Origin of the sequence: Streptomyces sp. NPDC092296 (assembly GCF_044755465.1) — a bacterium.
Taxonomy (GTDB): domain Bacteria; phylum Actinomycetota; class Actinomycetes; order Streptomycetales; family Streptomycetaceae; genus Peterkaempfera.
This window is the reverse complement of record NZ_JBIVRB010000001.1, coordinates 614,090-634,761: the sequence shown is the minus strand read 5'-3', so window position 1 is coordinate 634,761 and position 20,672 is coordinate 614,090. Positions and strand designations below refer to the sequence as shown.

Below are 20,672 nucleotides of genomic sequence, written 5' to 3'. Positions count from 1 at the left end.
CTCATGACACGGTTGTGACCGACGGCGGGGCGGGCCGGTCGCACCGGCCCGCCCCGCTTCGCGGTCGTACGTGTCCGAAGCTGCCCGGACCCGATCAGACCTGCTCGGACACCGGCTGCTCGGCGGCGTCGGAGTCGGCGGGGGTCGCCGTCTTCCTGGCCGTCGTCTTCCTCGCGGCGGTCTTCTTCGCGGCGGTCTTCTCGGTGGCCGCCGTGGCCTTGGCGGCGGTCTTCTTGGCGGCGGTCTTCTTGGCGGGCGCCGCCTTCTTGGCAGCGGTCTTCTTCGCGGGGGCCTTCTTGGCGGTCTTCTTCACCGGCCCCTTGGCGCGCTTCTCCGCCAGCAGCTCGAAGCCCCGCTCCGGGGTCAGCGCCTCGACGTCGTCGTCCTTGCGCAGCGTCGCGTTGGTCTCGCCGTCGGTGACATACGGACCGAACCGGCCGTCCTTGACCACCACCGGCTGTCCGCTGACCGGGTCGGCGCCCAGCTCCTTCAGCGGCGGGGCGGCGGCGCGGCGGCCGCGCTGCTTGGGCTGGGCGTAGATCGCCAGCGCCTCGTCGAGGGTGATGGTGAACATCTGCTCCTCGGTCTCCAGCGACCGGGAGTCGGTGCCCTTCTTCAGGTACGGGCCGAAGCGGCCGTTCTGCGCGGTGATCTCCACGCCCTCGGCATCGGTGCCGACCACCCGGGGCAGGGTGAGCAGCCGCAGCGCGTCGTCCAGCGTCACGGTGTCCAGCGTCATCGACTTCAGCAGCGAGGCGGTGCGCGGCTTGACCGCGTTTTTGCCGGTCCTGGGGGTGTCCTCGGGCAGGATCTCGGTGACGTACGGGCCGTACCGGCCGTCCTTGGCCACGATCGGGTGGCCGCTGACCGGGTCGGTGCCCAGCTCGTAGTCGCCGCTGGGCTTGGCCAGCAGCTCCGCCGCGAACTCCACGGTCAGCTCGTCCGGCGGCAGGTCGTCGGGCACGTCGGCGCGCTGCTCGCCCCGCTCGACGTACGGGCCGTACCGGCCGACGCGCAGCACGATGCCGTCGCCGACCGGGAAGGAGCTGACCTCGCGGGCGTCGATGGCGCCCAGGTCGGTGACCAGCTCCTTGAGGCCGCCGAGGTGGTCGCCGTCGCCGTTGCCCGCGTGGGCGGCGGAGGCGGCGTCGACCTCGCCGTCCCCGAAGTAGAAGCGGCGCAGCCACGGCACCGACTTGGCCTCGCCGCGCGCGATGCGGTCGAGGTCGTCCTCCATCCGGGCGGTGAAGTCGTAGTCGACCAGCCGGCCGAAGTGCTTCTCCAGCAGGCCGACCACGGCGAAGGAGAGGAAGGAGGGAACCAGGGCCGTCCCCTTCTTGAAGACGTAGCCCCGGTCGAGGATGGTGCCCAGGATCGAGGCGTAGGTGGACGGGCGGCCGATCTCCCGCTCCTCCAGCTCCTTGACCAGCGACGCCTCGGTGTAGCGGGCCGGCGGCTTGGTGGCGTGGCCCTCGGGGGTGACCTGCTCGGCGCGGAGCGCGTCACCCTCGGTGACCTGCGGCAGCCGGCGCTCGCGGTCGTCCAGCTCGGCGTTGGGGTCGTCGGCGCCCTCGACGTACGCCTTGAGGAAGCCGTGGAAGGTGATGATCTTGCCGGACGCGGAGAACTCCACATCCCGGCCGTCGGCGGCCCGGCCGCCGACCTTGACGGTGACCGACTGGCCGACCGCGTCCTTCATCTGGGAGGCGACGGTGCGCATCCAGATCAGCTCGTAGAGCCGGAACTCGTCGCCGGAGAGCCGGGTCTCGGCAGGGGTGCGGAAGCGGTCGCCGGAGGGGCGGATCGCCTCGTGCGCCTCCTGGGCGTTCTTCACCTTGCTGGCGTAGGTGCGCGGCGCGTCCGGCAGGTACGACTCGCCGTACAGCTGCTTGACCTGCACCCGGGCCGCCGTCACCGCCGTCTCGGAGAGCGTGGTGGAGTCGGTACGCATGTAGGTGATGAAGCCGTTCTCGTACAGCTTCTGGGCGACCTGCATGGTGCGCTTGGCGCCGAAGCCCAGCTTGCGGCTGGCCTCCTGCTGGAGCGTGGTGGTGCGGAACGGCGCGTACGGGGAGCGCCGGTACGGCTTGGACTCCACGCTGCGCACCGCGAAGGCGGTGTCGGCCAGCGCGGCGGCCAGGCCGCGGGCGGTCTCCTCGTCCAGGTGCAGCACCTGCGCGGAGGCGGCCTTCAGCCGGCCGTCCGAGCCGAAGTCGCGGCCGGTGGCGACCCGGCGGCCGTCCACGGCGGCGAGCCGGGCGCCGAAGCTCTCCGGGTCGGCGGCGTCACCGGCCCGGCCGGTGGTGAAGGTGCCGACCAGGTCCCAGTACGAGGCGGAGCGGAAGGCCATCCGCTCCCGCTCGCGCTCCACGACCAGCCGGGTGGCCACCGACTGCACCCGGCCGGCGGAGAGGCCGCGGGCGACCTTCTTCCACAGCACCGGGGAGACCTCGTAGCCGTAGAGCCGGTCCAGGATGCGGCGGGTCTCCTGGGCGTCGACCAGACGCTGGTTGAGGTCGCGGGGGTTGCGGACGGCCTCCTGGATGGCGTCCTTGGTGATCTCGTGGAACACCATGCGGCGCACCGGCACCTTGGGCTTGAGGACCTCCTGAAGGTGCCAGGCGATGGCCTCGCCCTCGCGGTCCTCATCGGTGGCGAGCAGGAGTTCGTCGGCGTCCGCCAGGAGCGACTTGAGCTTGGCGACCTGGCTCTTCTTGTCGGCGTTGACGACATAGACGGGCTCGAAGTCGTGCTCGACGTCGACGCCCAGGCGGCGCACCTCGCCGGTGTACTTGGCGGGCACCTCGGCGGCGCCGCTGGGGAGGTCACGGATGTGCCCGACGCTCGCCTCGACGACGTATCCGGGGCCCAGATAGCCCTTGATCGTCTTCGCCTTGGCCGGCGACTCGACGATGACGAGTCGACGTCCGTCGCGCGCGGTCTCGCTGGTCGGGGACACCTTCTGCTCTTCTCTCCCGGTCGTGGGTGACGGCCGGCCCGGGGGCGGGCGGCTGCTGTGTCGGGCGCGCCGTTCGACCCGGCCTTCGCCGGGGTTCGCCGCGCTGTACGACGCACCCCAACTGCGGAGTGTGACCGTACCCCGGCCACCCTTGTCAAACGGGCCGAACCCGCTTTTTCACCGGCGGGACCGACCGACGCCACTCGAACGGTAACCCGACGCGAGGGGTTCCCGCCGCGCGGATCGGCTCCGAAGCCGTTTCAGGAGGGGTATCTTGGCATGTCCTTTACGTCCGGGGTACTGCTTTGACTCCTCACCCTGCGTGGTGCGGCGCAGGCGGCGGGCGGTGGCGGGCGCCGACGGCGGGCCGGGCGGGCGGCCCGAGGGTTGACGGGAATCGTCCGGAAAATACCGCTGGGCCCGGTTCGTGGACCGGGCGGCGGAGCGTGGTCCGGTACCGGCGTGGGCGCACCCCGACGGGCGCACCTGCGGCGCGGTGCGCCCGTCGGACCGCCCCGCCCGCCGGGTGGCCAAAGGGGCCGCAGGCGGGCGGGGCCGCAGACGGGCGGGGTGGCTGACGGGGGTCGGCGTCAGCCGGCGACCGGGTCGACGAAGCCCTGCTCGACCAGCAGCCGCAGCGACTCCGGGACGCGGTCGCGCAGCACCACCCGGTCCTCCCCCAGCAGCTGGGCGATGGCGTCCACGATGTCCCCGGCGGCCAAGGTGCCGTCGCAGACCCCGGTGAACCCGGCGCCGACCGTGTCGACCTTGGTGGCGCGCCGCATGCCCCGGTTCTGCCGCAGGATGACATGCTCCGGGTCCTCCGCGCCGGGCGCGCCGACCTGCTCCTGCACCACCTCGGCGGCCAGCCGGTAGCGGGCGGCGAGCAGCGCGGCGTCGTCGCGCGACCGCAGGAAGTCCTGCCGGGCGAACCAGCGCTCGATGTGCGGGCCGAGCGGCTGCTCCACCGGGTGCGGCCACTCCTCGATGTGCACGGCGGGCTGCTCGGCGCCGGACGCCCGCAGCGTGATCCAGCCGAAGCCGACGCCCTCGACCCCGGCCGCCTCGAAGGCGTCCAGCCACTCCTCGTAGCGGGCGTCATAGCGGGCGCGGGCCGCCTCGGCGGTCTCGGCGCCCTCGGCGCCGGGCCGGTGGTCGCCCGCGTCGCGCAGCCACAGCTCCGCGTACTGGGCGACGTCCTGCACCTCCCGCTGCACCACCCAGGCGTCCAGCCCGGTGCCGGCCACCCACTCGGCCAGCCGGTCGTGCCAGTCCTCACCGCGTACGTGCTGCCAGTTGGCGAGCAGCTGGCAGTAGCCGCCGGGCTCCAGATGGGCCGCCGCCTCCCGTACCAGCCGCCGACAGAGCGCGTCGCCGGGCATCCCGCCGTCCCGGTAGGTGAACCGGCCGCCGGGCGAGATCACAAACGGCGGGTTGGAGACGACCAGGTCGAACCGCCGCTCCCCGACCGGCTCGAAGAGGCTGCCCTCGGCCGTCTCCACATTGCCGAAGCCGGAGAGCGCCAGCGTGAGCCGGGTGAAGTGCAGCGCACGCGGATTGACGTCGGTGGCGGTGACCCGGGCCGCGTGCCGGGCCGCGTGCAGCGCCTGTACGCCGGAGCCGGTGCCCAGGTCCAGGACCTCGCGCACCGGGCGGCGTACGGTGAGGCCGGCCAGCGTGGTGGACGCCCCGCCGACGCCCAGCACCAGGTCACGGCGGGCCACCCCGGCGGCCGTGCCCGCCGCGCCGATGCCGCCGGCGCCGCCGACCGCGCAGCCCAGGTCGGAGACCACCCAGGCGTCGGCGCTCTCGGCGCCGGCCACCTCGTTGGCGTACGGGCGTACGTCGACCGTGGCGCGCACCTGGTCGCCATCGCGCAGCAGCCAGCCGTCGGCCAGGCAGTCCGCGACCGGCAGGGCCGCTGCGGCGCGCTGGTACGGCACCGGCTGCTGGAGCAGGAAGAGCCGCACCAGGGTCTCCAGCGGGCCGTCGCCCCGGGTGGCCCGCAGGGCGGGCACGGTCTCGCTGCGGGCCAGGGCGGCGTACGCGGTGGCGCCCAGCAGGTCCAGGCAGCCGTCGGCGGTGAAGTCCGCGTGCCGCAGGGCCTCGCGCAGCCGGGCGATCCGGTCGGGGTCGAGGGCCGGGCGGTGCGGGTCTGGGTGGGCTGGGCTCGTCGTCACGGGCCCATTGTCCCCGGCGGCGCGGTGGGGGTTCACCTCCCGCGCTGGCCGCCGCCGGGGGCGGGGGGCCGGGTCAGCTGTCGGCCGGGGTGGTGGGCGACTTCGAGGTCTTCGGCGCCTTCTGCGTCGCGGTGGGCCCGGTGCTGGCACCGGCAGCGGGCTCCGATGCGGCGGGGCCCGAGCCGGCCGGGGTCGAGTCGGCGGCGGTCGGGTCGCCGGGGCTCGGGGAGGCGGTGCGGCAGCCGGGCTGCTTGGCGATGGCCTGGCCCAGGTCGCCGGTCTGCAGCTTGGCGATGGCGGAGCTGGACAGCTCGGCCAGCTGCTGCACCTGGTCACCGACGCTCTTCAGCCCGTCCGCGAACCTGGCCTGGTCGTCGGTGGGCAGCGCGTCCACCTTCCGCTGGACGTCCTGGTAACCGGTGGCGGCCTTGCCCAGCTCGGCCACGGCCTGCTGCTGGAGGCCGGCGCCTCCGTCGACCTTGGGCGCCCCGGCCTTGTCGACGGAGGCGGCGATCTGCTGGTTGGCGCGGCCGAGCACGGCAATGTCCCCGGAGAGCCGCTTGCGCAGCTGCGCCGGGCTCTCGCCCTGCTGGACCCGGCCGGTGTCGGCGAGCGCGGAGTTGGCCTGGGCGATCGGGTCCTGCGCGGCGTCGCAGACGGACTTGGCCCAGGCGTCCAGCTGCTCGCTGTTGTCGCTGCACGCCGCCGCGCCGAATGCGAGGAGGGCGCCCGCGACGGGCAGGGCCAGCAGCTTGATCTTCACCGGAGAGGTCCCCTTCGGTACGGCGGTCGGTCTGGTGCACCGCCTGGGAACCTACACGCCGCGCCGGTCAGCGTGCCGGTCGCTGCTGATGCCAGCGGTCGATCAGGGCGGGCAGCTCGCGCTGCATATAAGCGTAGAAGTCGCGCATCTCACTCAGCCGCCGACCGGCCACGCTCTGCTCACCGGCCGCCGCCATCCCCTCCTCGGCCGAACTGCGCATCACGTCCAGGAGGCGGTTCTGGCTGGACATCATGATCGCCCAGCCGTCCGCGCGCAGCCGGTAGTGGTCGCGCCGGTCGCCGGGGGCGGGCACCCGCTCCACCAGGTCCAGCGACATCAGCGTCTTCAGTGCGCCGGAGACCCCGCCCGCGCTGGCGCCGAGCTGCGCGCACAGCTCCCCGGCGGTGGTGGTCTCCTGCTCGGAGTAGAGCAGCCCGCAGAGCACCCGGGCCGCCATCCGCTGCATGCCCGCCTGGGTGAGCACCAGCGCGAGCTGTTCGGCGGTCGTGGATGTGTCCGCCATGGTGCACCCTCCTCCGGTTCGATCCGCTTCGGAAATCCTATCGTTTCGAACATTCACGTATTACTGAAAGTTCAGTACTCTCCTATGTATGGAGAAGGCGATCCAGCTGGAGCAGCTGGCGAAGACCTACGGCCGCCGCCGCGGCCTGGTCGATCTCACCCTGGACGTCGACCGGGGCGAGGTCTTCGGGTTTCTGGGCCCCAACGGGGCGGGCAAGTCCACCGCCATCCGGCTGCTGCTCGACCTGATCCGGCCCACCGGCGGCCGGGCCCGGGTGCTGGGGCTCGACCCGCGCACCGACGCCGTCGAGCTGCACCGGCGGGTCGGCTACCTCGCGGGCGACTTCACCGTCGACGGGCGGCAGACCGTACGGGAGTGCCTGGCCTTCCTGGCGGCGCTGCGCGGCGGCGTACCGGAGCGCCGGATCACCGGGCTGGCGGAGCGGCTCGGGCTGGAGCCGGAGCCCCGAATCCGCTCGCTGTCCAAGGGCAACCGGCAGAAGGTCGGGCTGGTGCAGGCATTCATGCACGAACCCGAGCTGCTGATCCTGGACGAGCCCACCTCCGGCCTCGACCCGCTGGTGCAGCGGGTCTTCCTGGAGCTGGTCCGGGAGGCCAGGGCGGACGGCCGGACGGTCTTCATGTCCTCGCATGCGCTGAGCGAGGTGCAGGCCGCCGCCGACCGGGTGGCGATCATCCGCGACGGTCTGCTGGTCACCGTGGACACCGTGGCGGCGCTGCGGGAGCGCGCGGTGCGGACGGTCGAGCTGCACTTCGACGGGCCGGTGGCGGCCGAGGAGTTCCACCGGCTGCCCGGGGTCGCGGAGGTCGCCGTCCAGACCACCGCCACCGGCAGCCTGCTGCGCTGCCGACTGGCCGGCAGCCCGGACGCGCTGGTCAAGGCCGCCGCCCGCCACACCGTCACCGGGCTGCTCTGCGAGGAACCCGACCTGGAGCAGCTGTTCTTCGCCTACTACCGGGAGCAGCGGGACGGAGCCGGCCATGACCGCGTCGCCGCCTGAGGCCCTGCCACGGCGCGGGCTGCTGCCGCGCACCGTCTGGAGCCAGGCGCTGCGCGACGGCCGGCGTCCGCTGATCGCCTGGACGGTCGGCACCGCGCTCGCCGGAGCCCTGTACGCCGGCTTCTACCCGCAGCTCGGCGGGGCCGCCGGGGACCTCTACCGGAGCTTCCCGGCCGGGCTGAGGCAGGCGTTCGGCCTGGACGACATGTCCACCGCCGCCGGGTATCTCGGCTCCACGCCGTTCGGGATGGTGGTCCCGCTGCTGGTGCTGTTCCACGGCGCCGCGACCGGCACCCGGGCCGTCGCGGGCGACGAGGAGTCCGGCTACCTGGACCTGCTGCTGGCCCACCCGGTCGGCCGGGCGCGGCTGGTGCTGCACCGGTACGCGGCGCTGGCCACTGGCTCGGCGGTGGTCGCGGCCGGGGTGCTGCTGATGATGCTGGCGATCCGGGGCCCGGCCCGGCTCGGCAGCGTCTCGCCCGCCGAGTTCGCCGCGCAGTGCCTCGACCTGGCGCTGCTGGGCGCGTTCTTCGGCGCGCTGGCGCTCTGCGTCGGCTGCCTGCTGCCCCGGCGCGGGCTGGTCTTCGGTGTGGCGGCGGCGGTGGGGGTGGTGTCGTACGCGCTGAACGCCTTCGGCCCGCAGATCGGCCTCGGCTGGGCCCGCCGCCTGTCGGCCTTCCACTACTACGCGGGCGGCGAGCCGCTGAAGCACGGGTTCCGGTGGGCCGACGCCGGGGTGCTGGCTGCCGCCTGCGCGGTGCTCACGGCAGTGGGTGTCTGGGCCTTCAGGCGGCGGGACATCGGCGTCTGATCCGGTACGGGCGCCTCAGGGGACCGCCGCCGGGTCCGGTGACCGGGTGGTCTCGCCCCGGCCGTCCCCGTCGTCGTCACCGACCGCGACCCGGCGGCGCTTGGAGACGTACACCGCCGCCACGATCACGGCCAGTGCCAGCAGCGCCACGCCGATCCGCAGGCCGAGGCTGGCGTGCGCGCCGAAGCTGAACCGCACGATGGCCGGGGCGATCAGCAGCGACACCAGGTTCATCACCTTGAGCAGCGGGTTGATGGCCGGCCCCGCGGTGTCCTTGAACGGGTCACCGACGGTGTCACCGATGACGGTGGCCGCATGGGCCTCGCTGCCCTTGCCGCCGAAGTGGCCGTCCTCGACCAGCTTCTTGGCGTTGTCCCAGGCGCCACCGGAGTTGGCCAGGAAGACCGCCATCAGGGTGCCCGCCCCGATGGCGCCCGCCAGGAACGAGCCGAGCGAGCCGACGCCCAGCGCGAAGCCCACCGCGATCGGGGCCAGCACCGCCAGCAGGCCGGGCGTGGCGAGCTCCCGCAGCGCGTCCTTGGTGCAGATGTCGACCACCCGGCCGTACTCGGGCGTCTCGGTGCCGTCCATGATCCCCGGATGTTCGCGGAACTGGCGGCGGACCTCGAAGACCACCGCGCCGGCCGAGCGGGAGACGGCGCTGATGGCCAGGCCGGAGAAGAGGAACACCACGGCCGCGCCCAGCAACAGCCCGACCAGGTTGTTGGGCTGCGAGATGTCCAGGCTGAGCGTGTTCCCGTGGGCGGCGGGGCCCACATCGGCGGCGGCGGTGTGGATGGCGTCGGTGAACGAGCCGAACAGCGCGGTGGCGGCCAGTACGGCGGTGGCGATGGCGATGCCCTTGGTGATCGCCTTGGTGGTGTTGCCCACCGCGTCCAGCTCGGTGAGCACCTGGGCGCCGGCGCCCCGCACGTCGCCGGACATCTCCGCGATGCCCTGCGCGTTGTCGGACACCGGGCCGAAGGTGTCCATCGCCACGATCACGCCCACCGTGGTCAGCAGGCCGGTGCCGGCCAGGGCCACCGCGAACAGCGCCAGCACGATGGAACCGCCGCCCAGCAGATACGCGCCGTAGACGGCGGCGCCGATCACCACTGCGGAGTAGACCGCCGACTCCAGGCCGAGCGAGATCCCGGAGAGGACCACGGTCGCGGGGCCGGTGAGGGACGTCCGGCCGACGTCCCGCACCGGGCGGCGGGTGGTCTCGGTGAAGTAGCCGGTGAGCTGCTGAATGACCGCCGCCAGCACGATGCCGACGGCGACCGAGGCGAGCGCGAACAGGCGCGGGTCGCCGCCGTGCCCGCTGATCGACGCCGGTACGTTCCGCAGCCGGGCGAAGCTGGACGGCAGGAAGGCGAAGACCGCCGCGACCACCAGCAGCAGCGAGATCACCGCCGAGATGAAGAAGCCCCGGTTGATGGCGGTCATACCGCTGCGGTCCCTGGCCCGGGGGGAGACCGCGAAGATGCCGATCACCGCTGTGACGACGCCGATCGCCGGGACGACCAGCGGGAAGGCCAGGCCGTCGTCGCCGAAGGCGGCGCTGCCGAGGATCAACGCGGCCACCAGGGTGACGGCATAGGACTCGAACAGGTCGGCGGCCATCCCGGCGCAGTCACCGACGTTGTCGCCCACGTTGTCCGCGATGGTGGCGGCATTGCGCGGGTCGTCCTCGGGGATGCCCTGCTCCACCTTGCCGACCAGGTCGGCGCCCACATCGGCGGCCTTGGTGAAGATCCCGCCGCCCACCCGCATGAACATCGCCAGCAGCGCCGCGCCGAAGCCGAAGCCCTCCAGCACCCGGGGCGCGTCCGCGCGGTAGAGCAGCACCACCACGGCCGCGCCCAGCAGGCCGAGGCCCACGGTGCACATGCCGACCACGCCGCCGGTGCGGAAGGCGATCCGCATCGCCCGGTGGGAGACCAGCCGGACGTCGGGCGCGGAGCTGGGGCCGCCCTCGGTGGGGGTGATCGCGGGGGCGGGGGCGGGAGTGGCGGCGCGGGCGGCGGCGGCGACCCTGACGTTGCTGCGGACCGCGAGCCACATGCCCAGATAGCCGGTGGCGGCCGAGAAACCGGCTCCGACCAGGAAGAACCCCGATCTGCCGATGCGCTGGCCCCAGCCGTCCGCAGGCAGCAGCATCAGCAGGAAGAACACCGCGACCGCGAAGAAGGCAAGGGTGCGCAGCTGTCGGGCGAGATAGGCGTTGGCGCCTTCCTGGACGGCGGCGGCGATCTGCTTCATGCGCTCGGTGCCCTGTTCGTGGGCGAGCACCTGGCGGATCAGGATCGCGGCCACGCCCAGCGCGGCGAGGGCGATGACGCCGACGACGACCACCAGGGTCAGGTTCTGACCGGTGAGGGCCGCCCGGACGCCCGAGGAGGCTGCCGCGAGGGGTGGGTGGAGGGTGGTGGCCGCCGGATTCGGGCTTGCCGGGTGCGTGCTTGCCAGGTGTGTGCTTGCCAGGTGCGTGCTTGCCGGATGGATGAGCCCCGCCATCGGTCCTCCTTGACGTCTGGCATGTCGGCGCCGCAGGCCGCGTCGGGCCGGGAGGTCGGGGCGGAACCGCAGAAACAGCCGCGACCTGAGCGGTGCGCACATATCTGCTCGGCAGTGCGGGCGTTGCAACGCATCGGGCCGGGCCTCGCGGTACCGGCCGGATGCCGAGGATTGTAGGGACCAAGCCTTGATCAAAACAGACCAGGAGCAACAATCAGGCGGTCATGGGCAGCTATCGCCACGACCCAGGGCAATTGTCCAACGACCGGACGCACCCGGCACGTTGGGCGGCGGCCGTTCACACCGCAGGCGCAACGGGTGACGGCGTGGCGCGGCCCGGAGGGCGGGGCGGGGCGGGGCCGGAAAGCCGGTTTCCGGGAGCCGGGCCGGGACGCGCCGAGGGGCGCCCCGGATGGGGGCGCCCCTCGGCGTACATCTGTGCGGTGGGTACATCTGTGCGACTGCGGTCAGACGGCGACCTCGTGCACCGCCACCGGCCAGCTCATCCGGATCACTCCGCCGAGGTCGTCGCTGCCGACAGCGAGATCGTCGACCAGGCCGCTGATCACGGCCAAGCCCATCGCGTCCTCGGTCGAGTCGTCGGCGTCACCGGAGGCGGCGGGCGCGTCGGGGGCCGACTCATGGCCGACGCCGTCCCCGACCTCGATGAAAAACCGCTTCTCCTGCTCGACCAGCGTCACCCGTACGGGTTCCTCCACCCCGGAGCGGTGGTGCAGACCCACTGCCCGTGAGCACGCCTCACCCACCGCCAGCCGCACCTCGTCCAGTACGGACTCGTCGACCCCGGCGCGGCGCGCGACCGCCGCGGCCACCAGCCGGGCGGTACGCACATGCTCGGGGAGCGCACTGAATCGGAGTTCGACGGTTGCCATGGCTTCCCCTCGGATCGTTGCGGTGTGCCGTGGAGCCGCGCGCCCCCGGGTCCTCCGCACGCCGGGTGCGGAGGACCCGGGGGCGCCTCGGCTCAGTCGGTCGCCGCGACGGCCTCGTCCACCGTGTTGTGGATGGGGAACACCTTGGTGAGACCGGTGATCCGGAAGATCTTCAGAATGCGCTCCTGGTTGCAGACCAGGCGGAGCGAGCCCTCGTGCGCACGCACTCGCTTGAGACCGCCGACGAGGACACCCAGACCGGTCGAGTCCAGGAAGTCCACGCCTTCCATATCGACGATCAGGTGGTAGTGACCCTCGTTGACCAGCTCGACGAGCTGCTCACGCAGCTTCGGGGCGGTGTACACATCGATCTCGCCGCCCACCTCGACGACCGTGCGGTCGTCGACGGTACGGGTCGACAGGGACAGGTCCACGGAACCTCCAGCACCTTGCCTTGCTTCGTTGCGATCCTCGACCGCCCGGGACGGGCGGTCGCCACCCGCCATGGCATTCAACCACCTGCGACCAGGGCAGCACGACGCCTTGCGGCGATTCTCCGTCAGGCCGGTGACACACTGGGTCCTTATGCCGCCCAGCAGCCGCCCGCCCGCCGCCGCACTCACCAGGCTGTCCAGCACTCGCGGACGGCAAGATCGCCTCACCCATACGGAGCACCTGCCCGCCCGCCCAGGCAGCCATGCGGAGTGGCCGTCCGGAATCCGTACGGAGGTGGTCGAGGCCGCGCGCGCCCTCGGCATGGAGCGGCCGTGGACCCACCAGGCCAGGGCCATGGAACTGGCCCTGGCGGGCACCAGTACGGTGATCGCCACCGGTACCGCCTCCGGCAAGTCGCTCGGCTACCTCGCCCCGGTGCTCAGCACGCTGCTGGACGGCACCGAGGCGCCGAACGGCCGGGGCGCCACCGCGCTCTACCTCGCGCCGACCAAGGCGCTCGCCGCCGACCAGCGCCGGCGCACCGCCGAACTGGCCCCGCCCCGGGTACGCGCCGCGCTGTACGACGGCGACACTCCGGTGGAGGAGCGCGAATGGGTGAGGCAGTACGCCTCCTATGTGCTCACCAACCCGGACATGCTGCACCGGGGCATCCTGCCGGCACACACCCGGTGGGCCGCGTTCCTGAAGGCGCTGCGGTACGTGGTGGTGGACGAGTGCCACACCTACCGGGGTGTCTTCGGCTCCCATGTCGCGCAGGTGCTGCGGCGGCTGCGCCGGATCTGCGCCCGCTACGGCGCCGATCCGGTCTTCCTGCTCGCGTCGGCCACCTCGGCCGAGCCGGGAGCCTCCGCCGGCCGCCTGACCGGGCTGCCGGTCGCCGAGGTGACCGACGACGCCTCCCCGCGTGGCGACCTGGTCTTCGCCCTCTGGGAACCACCCCTCACCGAACTGGTGGGCGAGCAGGGCGCACCCGTCCGCCGCACCGCCACCGCCGAGGCCGCCGACCTGCTCACCGACCTGGTGCTGGACGCGACCCGCACGGTGGTGTTCGTCCGCTCCCGGCGTGGCGCCGAGGTGGTGGCGCTCCAGGCCCAGGACCGGCTGGCCGAGGTGGACCGCGCCCTGGCCGGGCGGGTCGCGGCCTACCGGGGCGGCTATCTGGCCGAGGAGCGCCGGGGGCTGGAGCGGGATCTGCACTCGGGTCGGCTGCTCGGTGTGGCATCGACCTCCGCCCTGGAACTGGGGATGGATGTCTCCGGTCTGGACGCGGTACTGCTGGCCGGCTACCCCGGCACCCGGGCCTCGCTGTGGCAGCAGGCAGGCCGGGCCGGGCGGGCCGGGCAGGGTGCGCTGGCCGTGCTGATCGCCCGGGACGACCCGCTGGACACCTATCTGGTCCACCACCCGGAGGCGCTGTTCCAGCAGCCGGTGGAGTCCACCGTGCTGGACCCGGACAACCCGCACGTCCTGGCCCCGCACCTGTGCGCGGCTGCGGCGGAACTGCCGCTCGGCCCGGCGGACCTGGAGCTGTTCGGCCCGTCCGCCGGGCCGCTGCTGCCCCAGTTGGAGCGGCGCGGGCTGCTGCGGCGGCGGGCCGGCGGCTGGTACTGGACCCGCCGGGAGCGGCCGGCGGACGGGGTGGACATCCGGGGCGGCGGCGGGTCCCCGGTGCAGATCGTGGAGGAGGACACCGGACGGCTGCTGGGCACGGTCGACGCGGCGGCCTCCCACACCACCGTGCACACCGGGGCCGTCCATCTGCACCGGGGGCGCAGCTACCTGGTGCAGGACCTGGACCTTGAGACCTCGGTGGCCCTGGTCCGGGAGGCGGACCCGCCCTACACCACCGTCGCCAGGGACACTACTGCCATCAGCGTGCTGGCCACGGACACCACCGTGAAGTGGGGGGACGCCCTGCTGAGCTTCGGCTCGGTGGAGGTGGTCAACCAGGTCGTCTCCTTCCTGCGGCGAAAGATCGCCACCGGTGAGGTGCTGGGCGAGACCAAGCTCGACCTGCCGCCGCGTACGCTGCGCACCCGCGCCGTGTGGTGGTCGGTGACGGAGGACCAGTTGATCGACGCGGACATCGCCCCGGACCAGCTGCCCGGTGCGGCACACGCCGCCGAGCACGCCTCCATCGGTCTGCTGCCGCTCTTCGCCACCTGCGACCGCTGGGACATCGGCGGCGTTTCGGTGCCGCTGCACCCCGACACCGGGCTGCCCACCGTGTTCGTGTACGACGGCCACTCGGGCGGCGCCGGCTTCGCCGAGCGGGGCTTCGGCCGCGCGGCGGAGTGGCTGGCCGCGACCCGGGAGGCCATCGCCGTCTGCGAGTGCGACCGGGGCTGCCCGTCCTGCATCCAGTCCCCCAAGTGCGGCAACGGCAACGACCCGCTGGACAAGGCGGCAGCGGTGCGGCTGCTGGACATACTGCTGGCAGCCGCCGCCTGACGTCCGGCCCGACGCCGCCGAAGCCGGAGTGGCGGGGTGAGGTGCAACAGGGTCGAGTCCGTCAGGTGAGGGCGCGGCCGGGGCGGGGGTGACCGTGTCGGGTGCGGCGTCGGCGGGATCAGGTCCGCCGGGGTCGGCTGGGTCGGGTCCGTCGGCCCAGAGGGGACCGGCCCGTGCTCGGGCACTGGCGGGCGGCAGCAGGCTCGGCAGGCCGCGCGGGATCACCTCGACCCGTACCGCCACGCTGTCGTCGCCGATCTCGCACTCGGCCAGATGCGCGTGGTGGGCCTCGACGATCGCCGCCGCCCGTGCGCAGGCCCGGTCCGGCTCCAGCAGCAGCCGCTGGGCTCCGGCCAGCGCGGCCAGGTCGGCGGCCGACTCCGCCCGGTGGCGGGCCGCCACCGCGGCCCCCAGGCCGAGCGCGGCCGCGAAGGCGCAGCAACCGAGCATCACCAGGGCCAGCAGCCACACCACGGCCGAACCCTGATCGTCGGCCGCTGCCGCCCGCAGCGCCACGGCGACGCGGCTCCGGTACCTCGGTCCCATCACTCCGCAGCCCCCGGCAGCGCATCGGGCAGCACGTCCTCCCGGGCCGCCACCGCTTCGGCGGCGACCCGCACCGACAGCCCCCGTGTCAGCACCCCGGGCCCGCCGAACAGCGCCGCGACGGCCACCCGCACCGTGTCCGGGCCGCGCACGACGCTGACCTCGGCGCCGTCAGGGGCGGCCCGTCGGACGGCGGTGAGCACCGCCGCGTCGGCCTCGCCCCGGGCGGCGGCCCTGGCCCCCACCCGGGCCGCATCCACACAGCGGATCTGGGCGGTGGTCGCCAGCAAGCCCCAGATGAGCATCATGACGGCCAGGACCAGGGTGGGGAGCGCGACCGCCGTCTCGGCTGTGACGTACCCGGCGTCCCCGCGCCGCCGCCGGCCCCCGTGCCGGGCACGGCAGCGGTCAGAAGCCCACATCGAGTGCCCTCTCGACCAGCTTGGCAATCGCACCGCTGACGGCCTCACTGGTCACCACCTTGTAGAGCACGGCGGCGAACCCGCAGGCGGCGACGGTGCCCACCGCGTACTCGGCGGTGGTCATCCCGGCGTCCGGGCAGGCCGCGAACCGGCGGACCGGCAGCCTGCCGAGCCGGGTCGGCCGGGGTAGCCGGGCGAGCCTCCGGCGGAGCAGCAGGGCGAGCAGGCGCAGCAGTTCCAGCAGCCGTCGCAAGGTCGGCCCGAAGAACCGCGGCATCGCGGGGCGCACTGCGGCCCGGCGTCGGTTGGTGGCCAAGGGGGGCTCCTCACAGAGTGGGTTGGTGGTCGAGGTCGGTGGTCAGGGAGGCCGGTGGTCAGGGAGGCCGGTGGTCAGGGAGGCCGGTGGTCAGGGATGGCCCAGGAAGCCCGAGGCGAGCCCGGTGACAACGGGGACGATGCCGATCAGGACGAAGGCCGGCAGGAAGCACCCGCCCAGCGGGGCGGTGGCGATCACCCCGGCACGGTTGCAGCGGGTGGTGGCGGCTCGGGCCGCAGCGCCACGCTGCTCCTCCGCGAGCCGGGACAGAGTGGCGGCGGGTGGTGCACCGCTGGTGTCCGCCCGCGCCAGGCAGTGGGCCAGGGGCGCGAGCGCCGGGCAGGCCGCCCCCAGCCGCTCCCAGCACTCGGCCGGATCGGCGCCCAGGCGCAGTTCTGCGGCCACGGTCGCCAGCCGCTCCCGCATCGGGGAGCCGACCGCGCGTGACACGGCAGCTGCGGCGTCGGACGGCGGCCCTGCGGCACCGAGGCAGGCGGCCAGCAGATCGGCGGCGAGCGGCAGTTGCGATTCGAGGCGGGGGTCGACGCCCGGCGGGTCGGCCGTGGCGGTCAGGCGGAGCAACCCGCGACGCAGGGCGAGGGCCACCAGCGGGCCCACCAGCAGGCCGGGCACCCCGCCGATCAGCAGTGCCGCTCCGCTGCCCGCCGCCCAGGGGGCCAACCGCCGTGCCCACCGGCCATAAGCGGCCGCTGACCCGCCGGGCACCTGAGGCAGCCGGGCCCATTCGCGCGGCCGGGGCGGTCCGACCACCCCGAGCGTCGCTGCCCTGTGTCGCGAGGCCCGTCGGAGTCCCCATCGCACGACCGACCGGGTCACCGCCCACGTCACTGCTGCCACCGCCGGGCCGGCCAGCATCTGCTGCACCGCCGTACTCCTCCCGTCCTGGCGAGCCGGCCCGACCCGCCGTCCCCGTGATCACTCCGGCCACCGCCAGCCCACCCCCTGCCACGGCCTCCCCCACGCCGTCCACACCGGCCCGGCCACCAGGCAAGCGAGCCCGGCGGACACGCACAGCAGCACGACGAACGGGCCGCCAGTCGACCCACCCCGCCCTCAGCACGGCCGCAGCCTCTCGGCCCCACGCACGATCCGCGCCGTCCACACCAGCCCGGCCGCCTCCAGCGCCACGCCCGCCGCCAGGCAACCGAGCCCGGACGGCGTATGCAGCAGCACCTGGAACGGGTCGGCCCCCAGGGCCGCGCCCATCAGCAGACCGGGGGCCGGCAACAGCGCCAGCACCACCGCTGTGGTCCGGGGACCGGCCAGCTCGCCGCGTACGGCCTCCCGGAGGGCGCGGTCGGCGCGCAGCGCCTCGGCGACCCGGTCGAGCCCGGCGGCCAGACCGGCCCCGCTGTCCGCCGCCACCTGCCAGCAGGCGGCAAGGGCGGCGGTCCCGGACGCGCCGGGAAGGGCGGCCGTGTGCCGCAGTGCCCCGGGCACGTCCCCGGCGAAGCGGGCGGCTGCCAGCAGCGCGGTCGTGTCGATGCCGCTGCGGTGCAACGTGTCGGCGGCGGGACCGCCCGGTGCGAGCACGGCCTCCAGCGCACGGACCGGGACGGCCCCGGTGCGCAGCTCGGCCGCGAGGGCAGTGCACAGCTCGGCCACGGCCGTCTCCCGCTGCTGCTGCTCGCCCCGGGCCCGCCGGGCCAGCCGCCACCGCCGCAGCGGCCGTACGGCGAGAGCGGCGGCCAGCACCGGGACGGGTGACCGCAGCGGCCAGCAGATCAGCAGCCCCGCCGGGACGAGCAGCAGTTCCGGTACGGCCCAGCGGGGCGGGCGGACGCACGGCAGCAGCACGCCGACCCGGTGCCGCAGCAGAGGAAGCAGGCCGTCCGACCTCGGGTCAGCGCCCAGCCGCCGACGGCGTCGTACCCGGCCGCCGTGCTGTGCGGCGGCCCATGCCCAGACCGCCAGCGCCATCAGCGGCAGCGCCCGGAGCACCCCACCCGCACCCGCGCTCACCGGGAACCCACCCCACCGGCCCCAGCCAGGTCCACCCCGGCCAGGTCCACCCCGCGCGCGGCGCACCGCTCCGCCAGGCACCGCCACCCCGGCCCGGGTCGGCAGCCGCCGTCCGGGTCGAGCACGGCGGCCGGCGTGGTGGCCGTGAGCCCGGCGCCGTCCCGTACCAGGACCCGGACCTCCGCCACCCGCCGCCGACCGGTGCCCGGATGGCGCACCAGGTGCACCACCGCGTCCAGTGCCGAGCCGAGCTGGCTGTGCAGCGCGGTGCGGTCCAGGCCCGCCATCGAGCCCAGGGCCTCCAACCGGGCCGGGACGTCGGCTGCGGAGTTGGCGTGCACCGTCCCGCAGCCGCCCTCGTGGCCGGTGTTGAGCGCCGCCAGCAGATCCAGCACCTCGGGCCCCCGGACCTCGCCCACCACCAGCCGGTCGGGCCGCATCCGCAGCGCCTGGCGCACCAGGTCTCGCAGGTCGATCCGGCCGAGCCCCTCCTGGTTGGGTGGCCGGGCCTCCAGCCGGACGACATGCGGGTGGGCGGGCCGCAGTTCTGCGGAGTCCTCGGCGAGCACGATGCGCTCCGCCGGGTCCACCAGCCCGAGCAGCGCCGCGAGCAGGGTGGTCTTACCGCTGCCGGTGCCGCCGCTGACCAGGAAGGACAGCCGGGCCGTGACCAGCGAGCGCAGCAGTTGCGCGCCGGGCGGCGACAGGGCGCCGATCGCCGTCAGCTCCTCCAGGGTGAAGGCGCGCGGGCGGGCCACCCGCAGCGAGATGTGGGTGCAGCCCACCGCCACCGGCGGCAGTACGGCGTGCAACCGGGTGCCGTCGGGCAACCGGGCGTCGACCCACGGCCGGGCGTCGTCCAGCCGCCGCCCGGCGGCGGTGGCCAGCCGCTGTGCCAGCCGCCGAACCGCCGCCGCGTCCGGGAAGCGGACCCCGGCCACCCGGGCCAGCCCGGCGCCACGGTCGACCCAGAGCTGGTCGGGGGCGTTGACCAGCACATCCGTGACGTCCGGATCGGCCAGCAGCAGGTCCAGTGGTCCGGCGCCGACGATCTCCGAGCGCAGGGCGTGCACGGTCTCCAGGACGTCGCCGCCGCCGAGCGGTGGCCGCTCGGCCCGCAGCGCGGCCGCGACCGAGGCCGTGGTGGGCTCCGCGCCCAGCTCGGCGAGGCGCAGCCGTACGGCGTCGACCAGAGCGGTGGGTCCTCCCGCTGCCCCGCCGCCCGCACCGGCACCGACTGCCGCCCCGAATGGACGGCGCCCGCCGCGCGCGGTCATACGGCGGCTCCCCGCCCGGTGGCCGGCGGTACGGCGCGGGCCAGGAAGGCGGAGCAGAACCGGGCGAGCGGTCCGGTGTCGCGCAGCCCCGGCGGGGTGCCCCGCTCCACGTCCGTCGTCAGACCGGGCTCGCCCACCAGCTCTCCGGCCAGGGGCAGCCGCAGCCCCCGGGCGATCTCCTCGGCGCCGAGCCCGGCGCAGCCCGGCCCCCGGACCACGGCCCGCAGGTCGGACAGCCGCATCCGGACCGCCGCCGCGACCCGCCCGGCGGCGGCCATGGCCCGCAGTTCCGCCGGGACGACCAGCAGTCCGGTGTCGGCCTGCTCCAACGCCTCGGCCGCCGCCGGGTCGAGGTGGCGCGGCAGGTCGATGACGACCAGGCCGCCACGGCGGCGGGCGGCGGCCAGCACCGAGCGCATCGCCTCCGGCGGGATGGTGAGGGTGTCGCTGCGATCCCAGGAGAGCGCGGTCATCCGGTGCAGGCTGGGCAGTGCCTTCTCCAGCTCATTGCCGTTCACCCGGCCCCTGGACCCTGCGAGGTCCGGCCAGCGCAGCCCGGTCGCCCCCTCGGCACCCAGCAGTACGTCCAGGCCGCCGCCGAGCGGGTCGCCGTCGATGAGCATCGTGCGGTGGCCCTCCCGGGCAGCGGTGACGGCCAGGGCGCAGGCCAGGGTGGACGCCCCGGCGCCGCCCCGGCCGCCGACGACGGCGACGGTCAGCGCGTGCGCGCCGACGCCCTCGGCGGTGTCGGCGATGCGGTCCAGCAGCCAGGATTCGGCGTCCGGCAGGAAGAGCACATGGTCGGCGCCGATGCCGACGGCCCGCATCCACACCTCGCAGTCGTCGAGGTCGCGGCCGATGAGCAGGACACCACCGCGACGCGGCAGGTCGGTGCAGCGGTCGGCCAGGTCGTCACCGACCACCACCAGCGGGGCGCTCTCCCACTGTGCCCGAGCCGGTGGGGTGCCCCGCTGGATGCAGGGCTCGGCGCCGGCCCCTGCGCAGAGCCGGAGCAGGCGCTCGATCAGCTCCTCGTCTCCGCTGACGATCAGCGGTCCGGCGACCGGCGAGGCCCCGGAGGGTCCGTGTTCCGTCGATGGTTCGGCCATGGCCGTTCTCCCCGTGTGCGACTCCTCGCGGACCGTCCGGACCGCGAGGGCTCCACGGTGGGCGGCTCGGGCGGTCGTCGCCAGCAGGAGCCCAAAGCCTGTGGAAAAACCCGGGGTGTGGATAACTCGGTTCACCCGCACGAGGGACCTTCGGATCATCGCGAGGACTTCGGGAACCGATCGCGGCGCCGCTACGTCCTCACCGGTCGACAGGCGGAGCAGGCAGGCTCCGGGGCCGGGAGCAGGCCACCACCAGGCAGAAGGCGAGGCGGATGACGGAGGCGACAGCACAGCGTCGGCAGCTGAGGCGCTGAACACGCTCGGTGATCGATGACGCAGGGTCACCGAGTACGGCGGAGGTCATCGCCCACGCGGGTCGGCAGCCGTGCGGAGAAGCACCCCCAGGTGCCGCACGGCGGTCAGGGATCTCCGGAAAACGGCC

The 20,672-nt window shown here is 74.3% G+C and carries 16 protein-coding genes and 1 pseudogene; 3 read left to right on the top strand and 14 right to left on the bottom strand.

The features are described from left to right. Window positions 1–94: 94 nt before the first annotated feature. The 4 genes from topA to ACIQGZ_RS02980 all read right to left on the bottom strand — a co-directional run bounded on the left by topA (window position 95) and on the right by ACIQGZ_RS02980 (window position 6,425). The gene (gene topA / locus ACIQGZ_RS02995) at window positions 95–2,959 is read right to left on the bottom strand and encodes a type I DNA topoisomerase (RefSeq protein ID WP_402598956.1); all 2,865 of its coding nucleotides are present in this window, start codon (window positions 2,957–2,959) and stop codon (window positions 95–97) included. Between the two features lie 590 nt (window positions 2,960–3,549). Further along, the gene (locus ACIQGZ_RS02990; protein ID WP_402598955.1) at window positions 3,550–5,139 is read right to left on the bottom strand and encodes a methyltransferase; all 1,590 of its coding nucleotides are present in this window, start codon (window positions 5,137–5,139) and stop codon (window positions 3,550–3,552) included. Window positions 5,140–5,212: 73 nt separating this feature from the next. Then, window positions 5,213–5,902 carry a small secreted protein gene (locus tag ACIQGZ_RS02985; RefSeq protein WP_402598953.1) on the bottom strand — a complete coding sequence of 230 codons (690 nt, stop codon included), beginning with the start codon at window positions 5,900–5,902 and terminating at the stop codon, window positions 5,213–5,215. A gap of 67 nt (window positions 5,903–5,969) precedes the next feature. Further along, window positions 5,970–6,425 carry a GbsR/MarR family transcriptional regulator gene (locus tag ACIQGZ_RS02980; RefSeq protein ID WP_402598952.1) on the bottom strand — a complete coding sequence of 152 codons (456 nt, stop codon included), beginning with the start codon at window positions 6,423–6,425 and terminating at the stop codon, window positions 5,970–5,972. Window positions 6,426–6,513: 88 nt separating this feature from the next. Here ACIQGZ_RS02980 and ACIQGZ_RS02975 point away from each other — a divergent pair, with 88 nt between their 5' ends. Then, the gene (locus tag ACIQGZ_RS02975) at window positions 6,514–7,446 is read left to right on the top strand and encodes an ABC transporter ATP-binding protein (protein WP_402598951.1); all 933 of its coding nucleotides are present in this window, start codon (window positions 6,514–6,516) and stop codon (window positions 7,444–7,446) included. Further along, entirely contained in the window at window positions 7,427–8,257 is an 831-nt protein-coding gene (locus ACIQGZ_RS02970) for an ABC transporter permease subunit (protein WP_402598950.1), read from the top strand. Before ACIQGZ_RS02975 ends, ACIQGZ_RS02970 begins: the two co-directional genes overlap by 20 nt. A 15-nt stretch (window positions 8,258–8,272) precedes the next feature. On the opposite strand, the gene ACIQGZ_RS02965 is transcribed toward ACIQGZ_RS02970, so the two are convergent. From ACIQGZ_RS02965 to ACIQGZ_RS02955, 3 genes are all read right to left on the bottom strand, one after another. Next, window positions 8,273–10,777 carry a sodium-translocating pyrophosphatase gene (locus ACIQGZ_RS02965; RefSeq protein ID WP_402598949.1) on the bottom strand — a complete coding sequence of 835 codons (2,505 nt, stop codon included), beginning with the start codon at window positions 10,775–10,777 and terminating at the stop codon, window positions 8,273–8,275. A gap of 467 nt (window positions 10,778–11,244) precedes the next feature. After that, the gene (locus ACIQGZ_RS02960; RefSeq protein ID WP_402598948.1) at window positions 11,245–11,670 is read right to left on the bottom strand and encodes an ATP-binding protein; all 426 of its coding nucleotides are present in this window, start codon (window positions 11,668–11,670) and stop codon (window positions 11,245–11,247) included. A 92-nt stretch (window positions 11,671–11,762) separates the two neighbouring features. Next, complete coding sequence (locus ACIQGZ_RS02955) at window positions 11,763–12,104, bottom strand: STAS domain-containing protein (RefSeq protein ID WP_055586761.1); 342 nt, start codon at window positions 12,102–12,104, stop codon at window positions 11,763–11,765. 70 nt (window positions 12,105–12,174) lie between these two features. On the opposite strand from ACIQGZ_RS02955, the gene ACIQGZ_RS02950 reads away from it, so the two are divergent. Continuing rightward, window positions 12,175–14,577 (top strand): DEAD/DEAH box helicase, encoded by a 2,403-nt coding sequence (locus ACIQGZ_RS02950; protein ID WP_402598947.1) that lies wholly within the window; start codon window positions 12,175–12,177, stop codon window positions 14,575–14,577. A 174-nt stretch (window positions 14,578–14,751) separates the two neighbouring features. Here the strand turns inward: ACIQGZ_RS02950 and ACIQGZ_RS02945 are convergent. The 7 genes and pseudogenes from ACIQGZ_RS02945 to ssd form a co-directional block, all read right to left on the bottom strand. Further along, window positions 14,752–15,123: pseudogene (locus ACIQGZ_RS02945) on the bottom strand (Rv3654c family TadE-like protein); the annotation flags it as partial. Further along, a complete protein-coding gene (locus ACIQGZ_RS02940) occupies window positions 15,123–15,545 on the bottom strand; it encodes a TadE family type IV pilus minor pilin (protein ID WP_402598946.1) in 423 nt (140 codons plus the stop codon). The gene ACIQGZ_RS02940 and the pseudogene ACIQGZ_RS02945, both read right to left, overlap by 1 nt. Further along, window positions 15,532–15,708 (bottom strand): DUF4244 domain-containing protein, encoded by a 177-nt coding sequence (locus tag ACIQGZ_RS02935; protein WP_402599955.1) that lies wholly within the window; start codon window positions 15,706–15,708, stop codon window positions 15,532–15,534. The genes ACIQGZ_RS02940 and ACIQGZ_RS02935 overlap by 14 nt, the downstream gene beginning before the upstream one ends. A 243-nt stretch (window positions 15,709–15,951) precedes the next feature. Beyond that, on the bottom strand, window positions 15,952–16,542 hold the full coding sequence (locus ACIQGZ_RS02930) for a type II secretion system F family protein (protein WP_402598945.1): 591 nt from the start codon (window positions 16,540–16,542) through the stop codon (window positions 15,952–15,954). Between the two features lie 393 nt (window positions 16,543–16,935). Continuing rightward, complete coding sequence (locus tag ACIQGZ_RS02925; protein WP_402598943.1) at window positions 16,936–17,844, bottom strand: type II secretion system F family protein; 909 nt, start codon at window positions 17,842–17,844, stop codon at window positions 16,936–16,938. Further along, on the bottom strand, window positions 17,841–19,121 hold the full coding sequence (locus tag ACIQGZ_RS02920) for a TadA family conjugal transfer-associated ATPase (protein WP_402598942.1): 1,281 nt from the start codon (window positions 19,119–19,121) through the stop codon (window positions 17,841–17,843). The genes ACIQGZ_RS02925 and ACIQGZ_RS02920 overlap by 4 nt, the downstream gene beginning before the upstream one ends. Beyond that, the gene (ssd, locus tag ACIQGZ_RS02915; protein WP_402598941.1) at window positions 19,118–20,230 is read right to left on the bottom strand and encodes a septum site-determining protein Ssd; all 1,113 of its coding nucleotides are present in this window, start codon (window positions 20,228–20,230) and stop codon (window positions 19,118–19,120) included. Before ssd ends, ACIQGZ_RS02920 begins: the two co-directional genes overlap by 4 nt. Window positions 20,231–20,672: the final 442 nt, after the last annotated feature.

Excerpts from the sequence above, each read along its gene's own strand:
- ACIQGZ_RS02950 (WP_402598947.1), top strand. The coding sequence starts at position 12,175 with ATGGCATTCAACCACCTGCGACCAGGGCAGCACGACGCCTTGCGGCGA.
- ssd (WP_402598941.1), bottom strand. The coding sequence starts at position 20,230 with ATGGCCGAACCATCGACGGAACACGGACCCTCCGGGGCCTCGCCGGTC.
- ACIQGZ_RS02975 (WP_402598951.1), top strand. The coding sequence starts at position 6,514 with ATGGAGAAGGCGATCCAGCTGGAGCAGCTGGCGAAGACCTACGGCCGC.
- ACIQGZ_RS02980 (WP_402598952.1), bottom strand. The coding sequence starts at position 6,425 with ATGGCGGACACATCCACGACCGCCGAACAGCTCGCGCTGGTGCTCACC.
- ACIQGZ_RS02965 (WP_402598949.1), bottom strand. The coding sequence starts at position 10,777 with ATGGCGGGGCTCATCCATCCGGCAAGCACGCACCTGGCAAGCACACAC.
- ACIQGZ_RS02970 (WP_402598950.1), top strand. The coding sequence starts at position 7,427 with ATGACCGCGTCGCCGCCTGAGGCCCTGCCACGGCGCGGGCTGCTGCCG.
- ACIQGZ_RS02960 (WP_402598948.1), bottom strand. The coding sequence starts at position 11,670 with ATGGCAACCGTCGAACTCCGATTCAGTGCGCTCCCCGAGCATGTGCGT.
- ACIQGZ_RS02940 (WP_402598946.1), bottom strand. The coding sequence starts at position 15,545 with ATGTGGGCTTCTGACCGCTGCCGTGCCCGGCACGGGGGCCGGCGGCGG.
- ACIQGZ_RS02920 (WP_402598942.1), bottom strand. The coding sequence starts at position 19,121 with ATGACCGCGCGCGGCGGGCGCCGTCCATTCGGGGCGGCAGTCGGTGCC.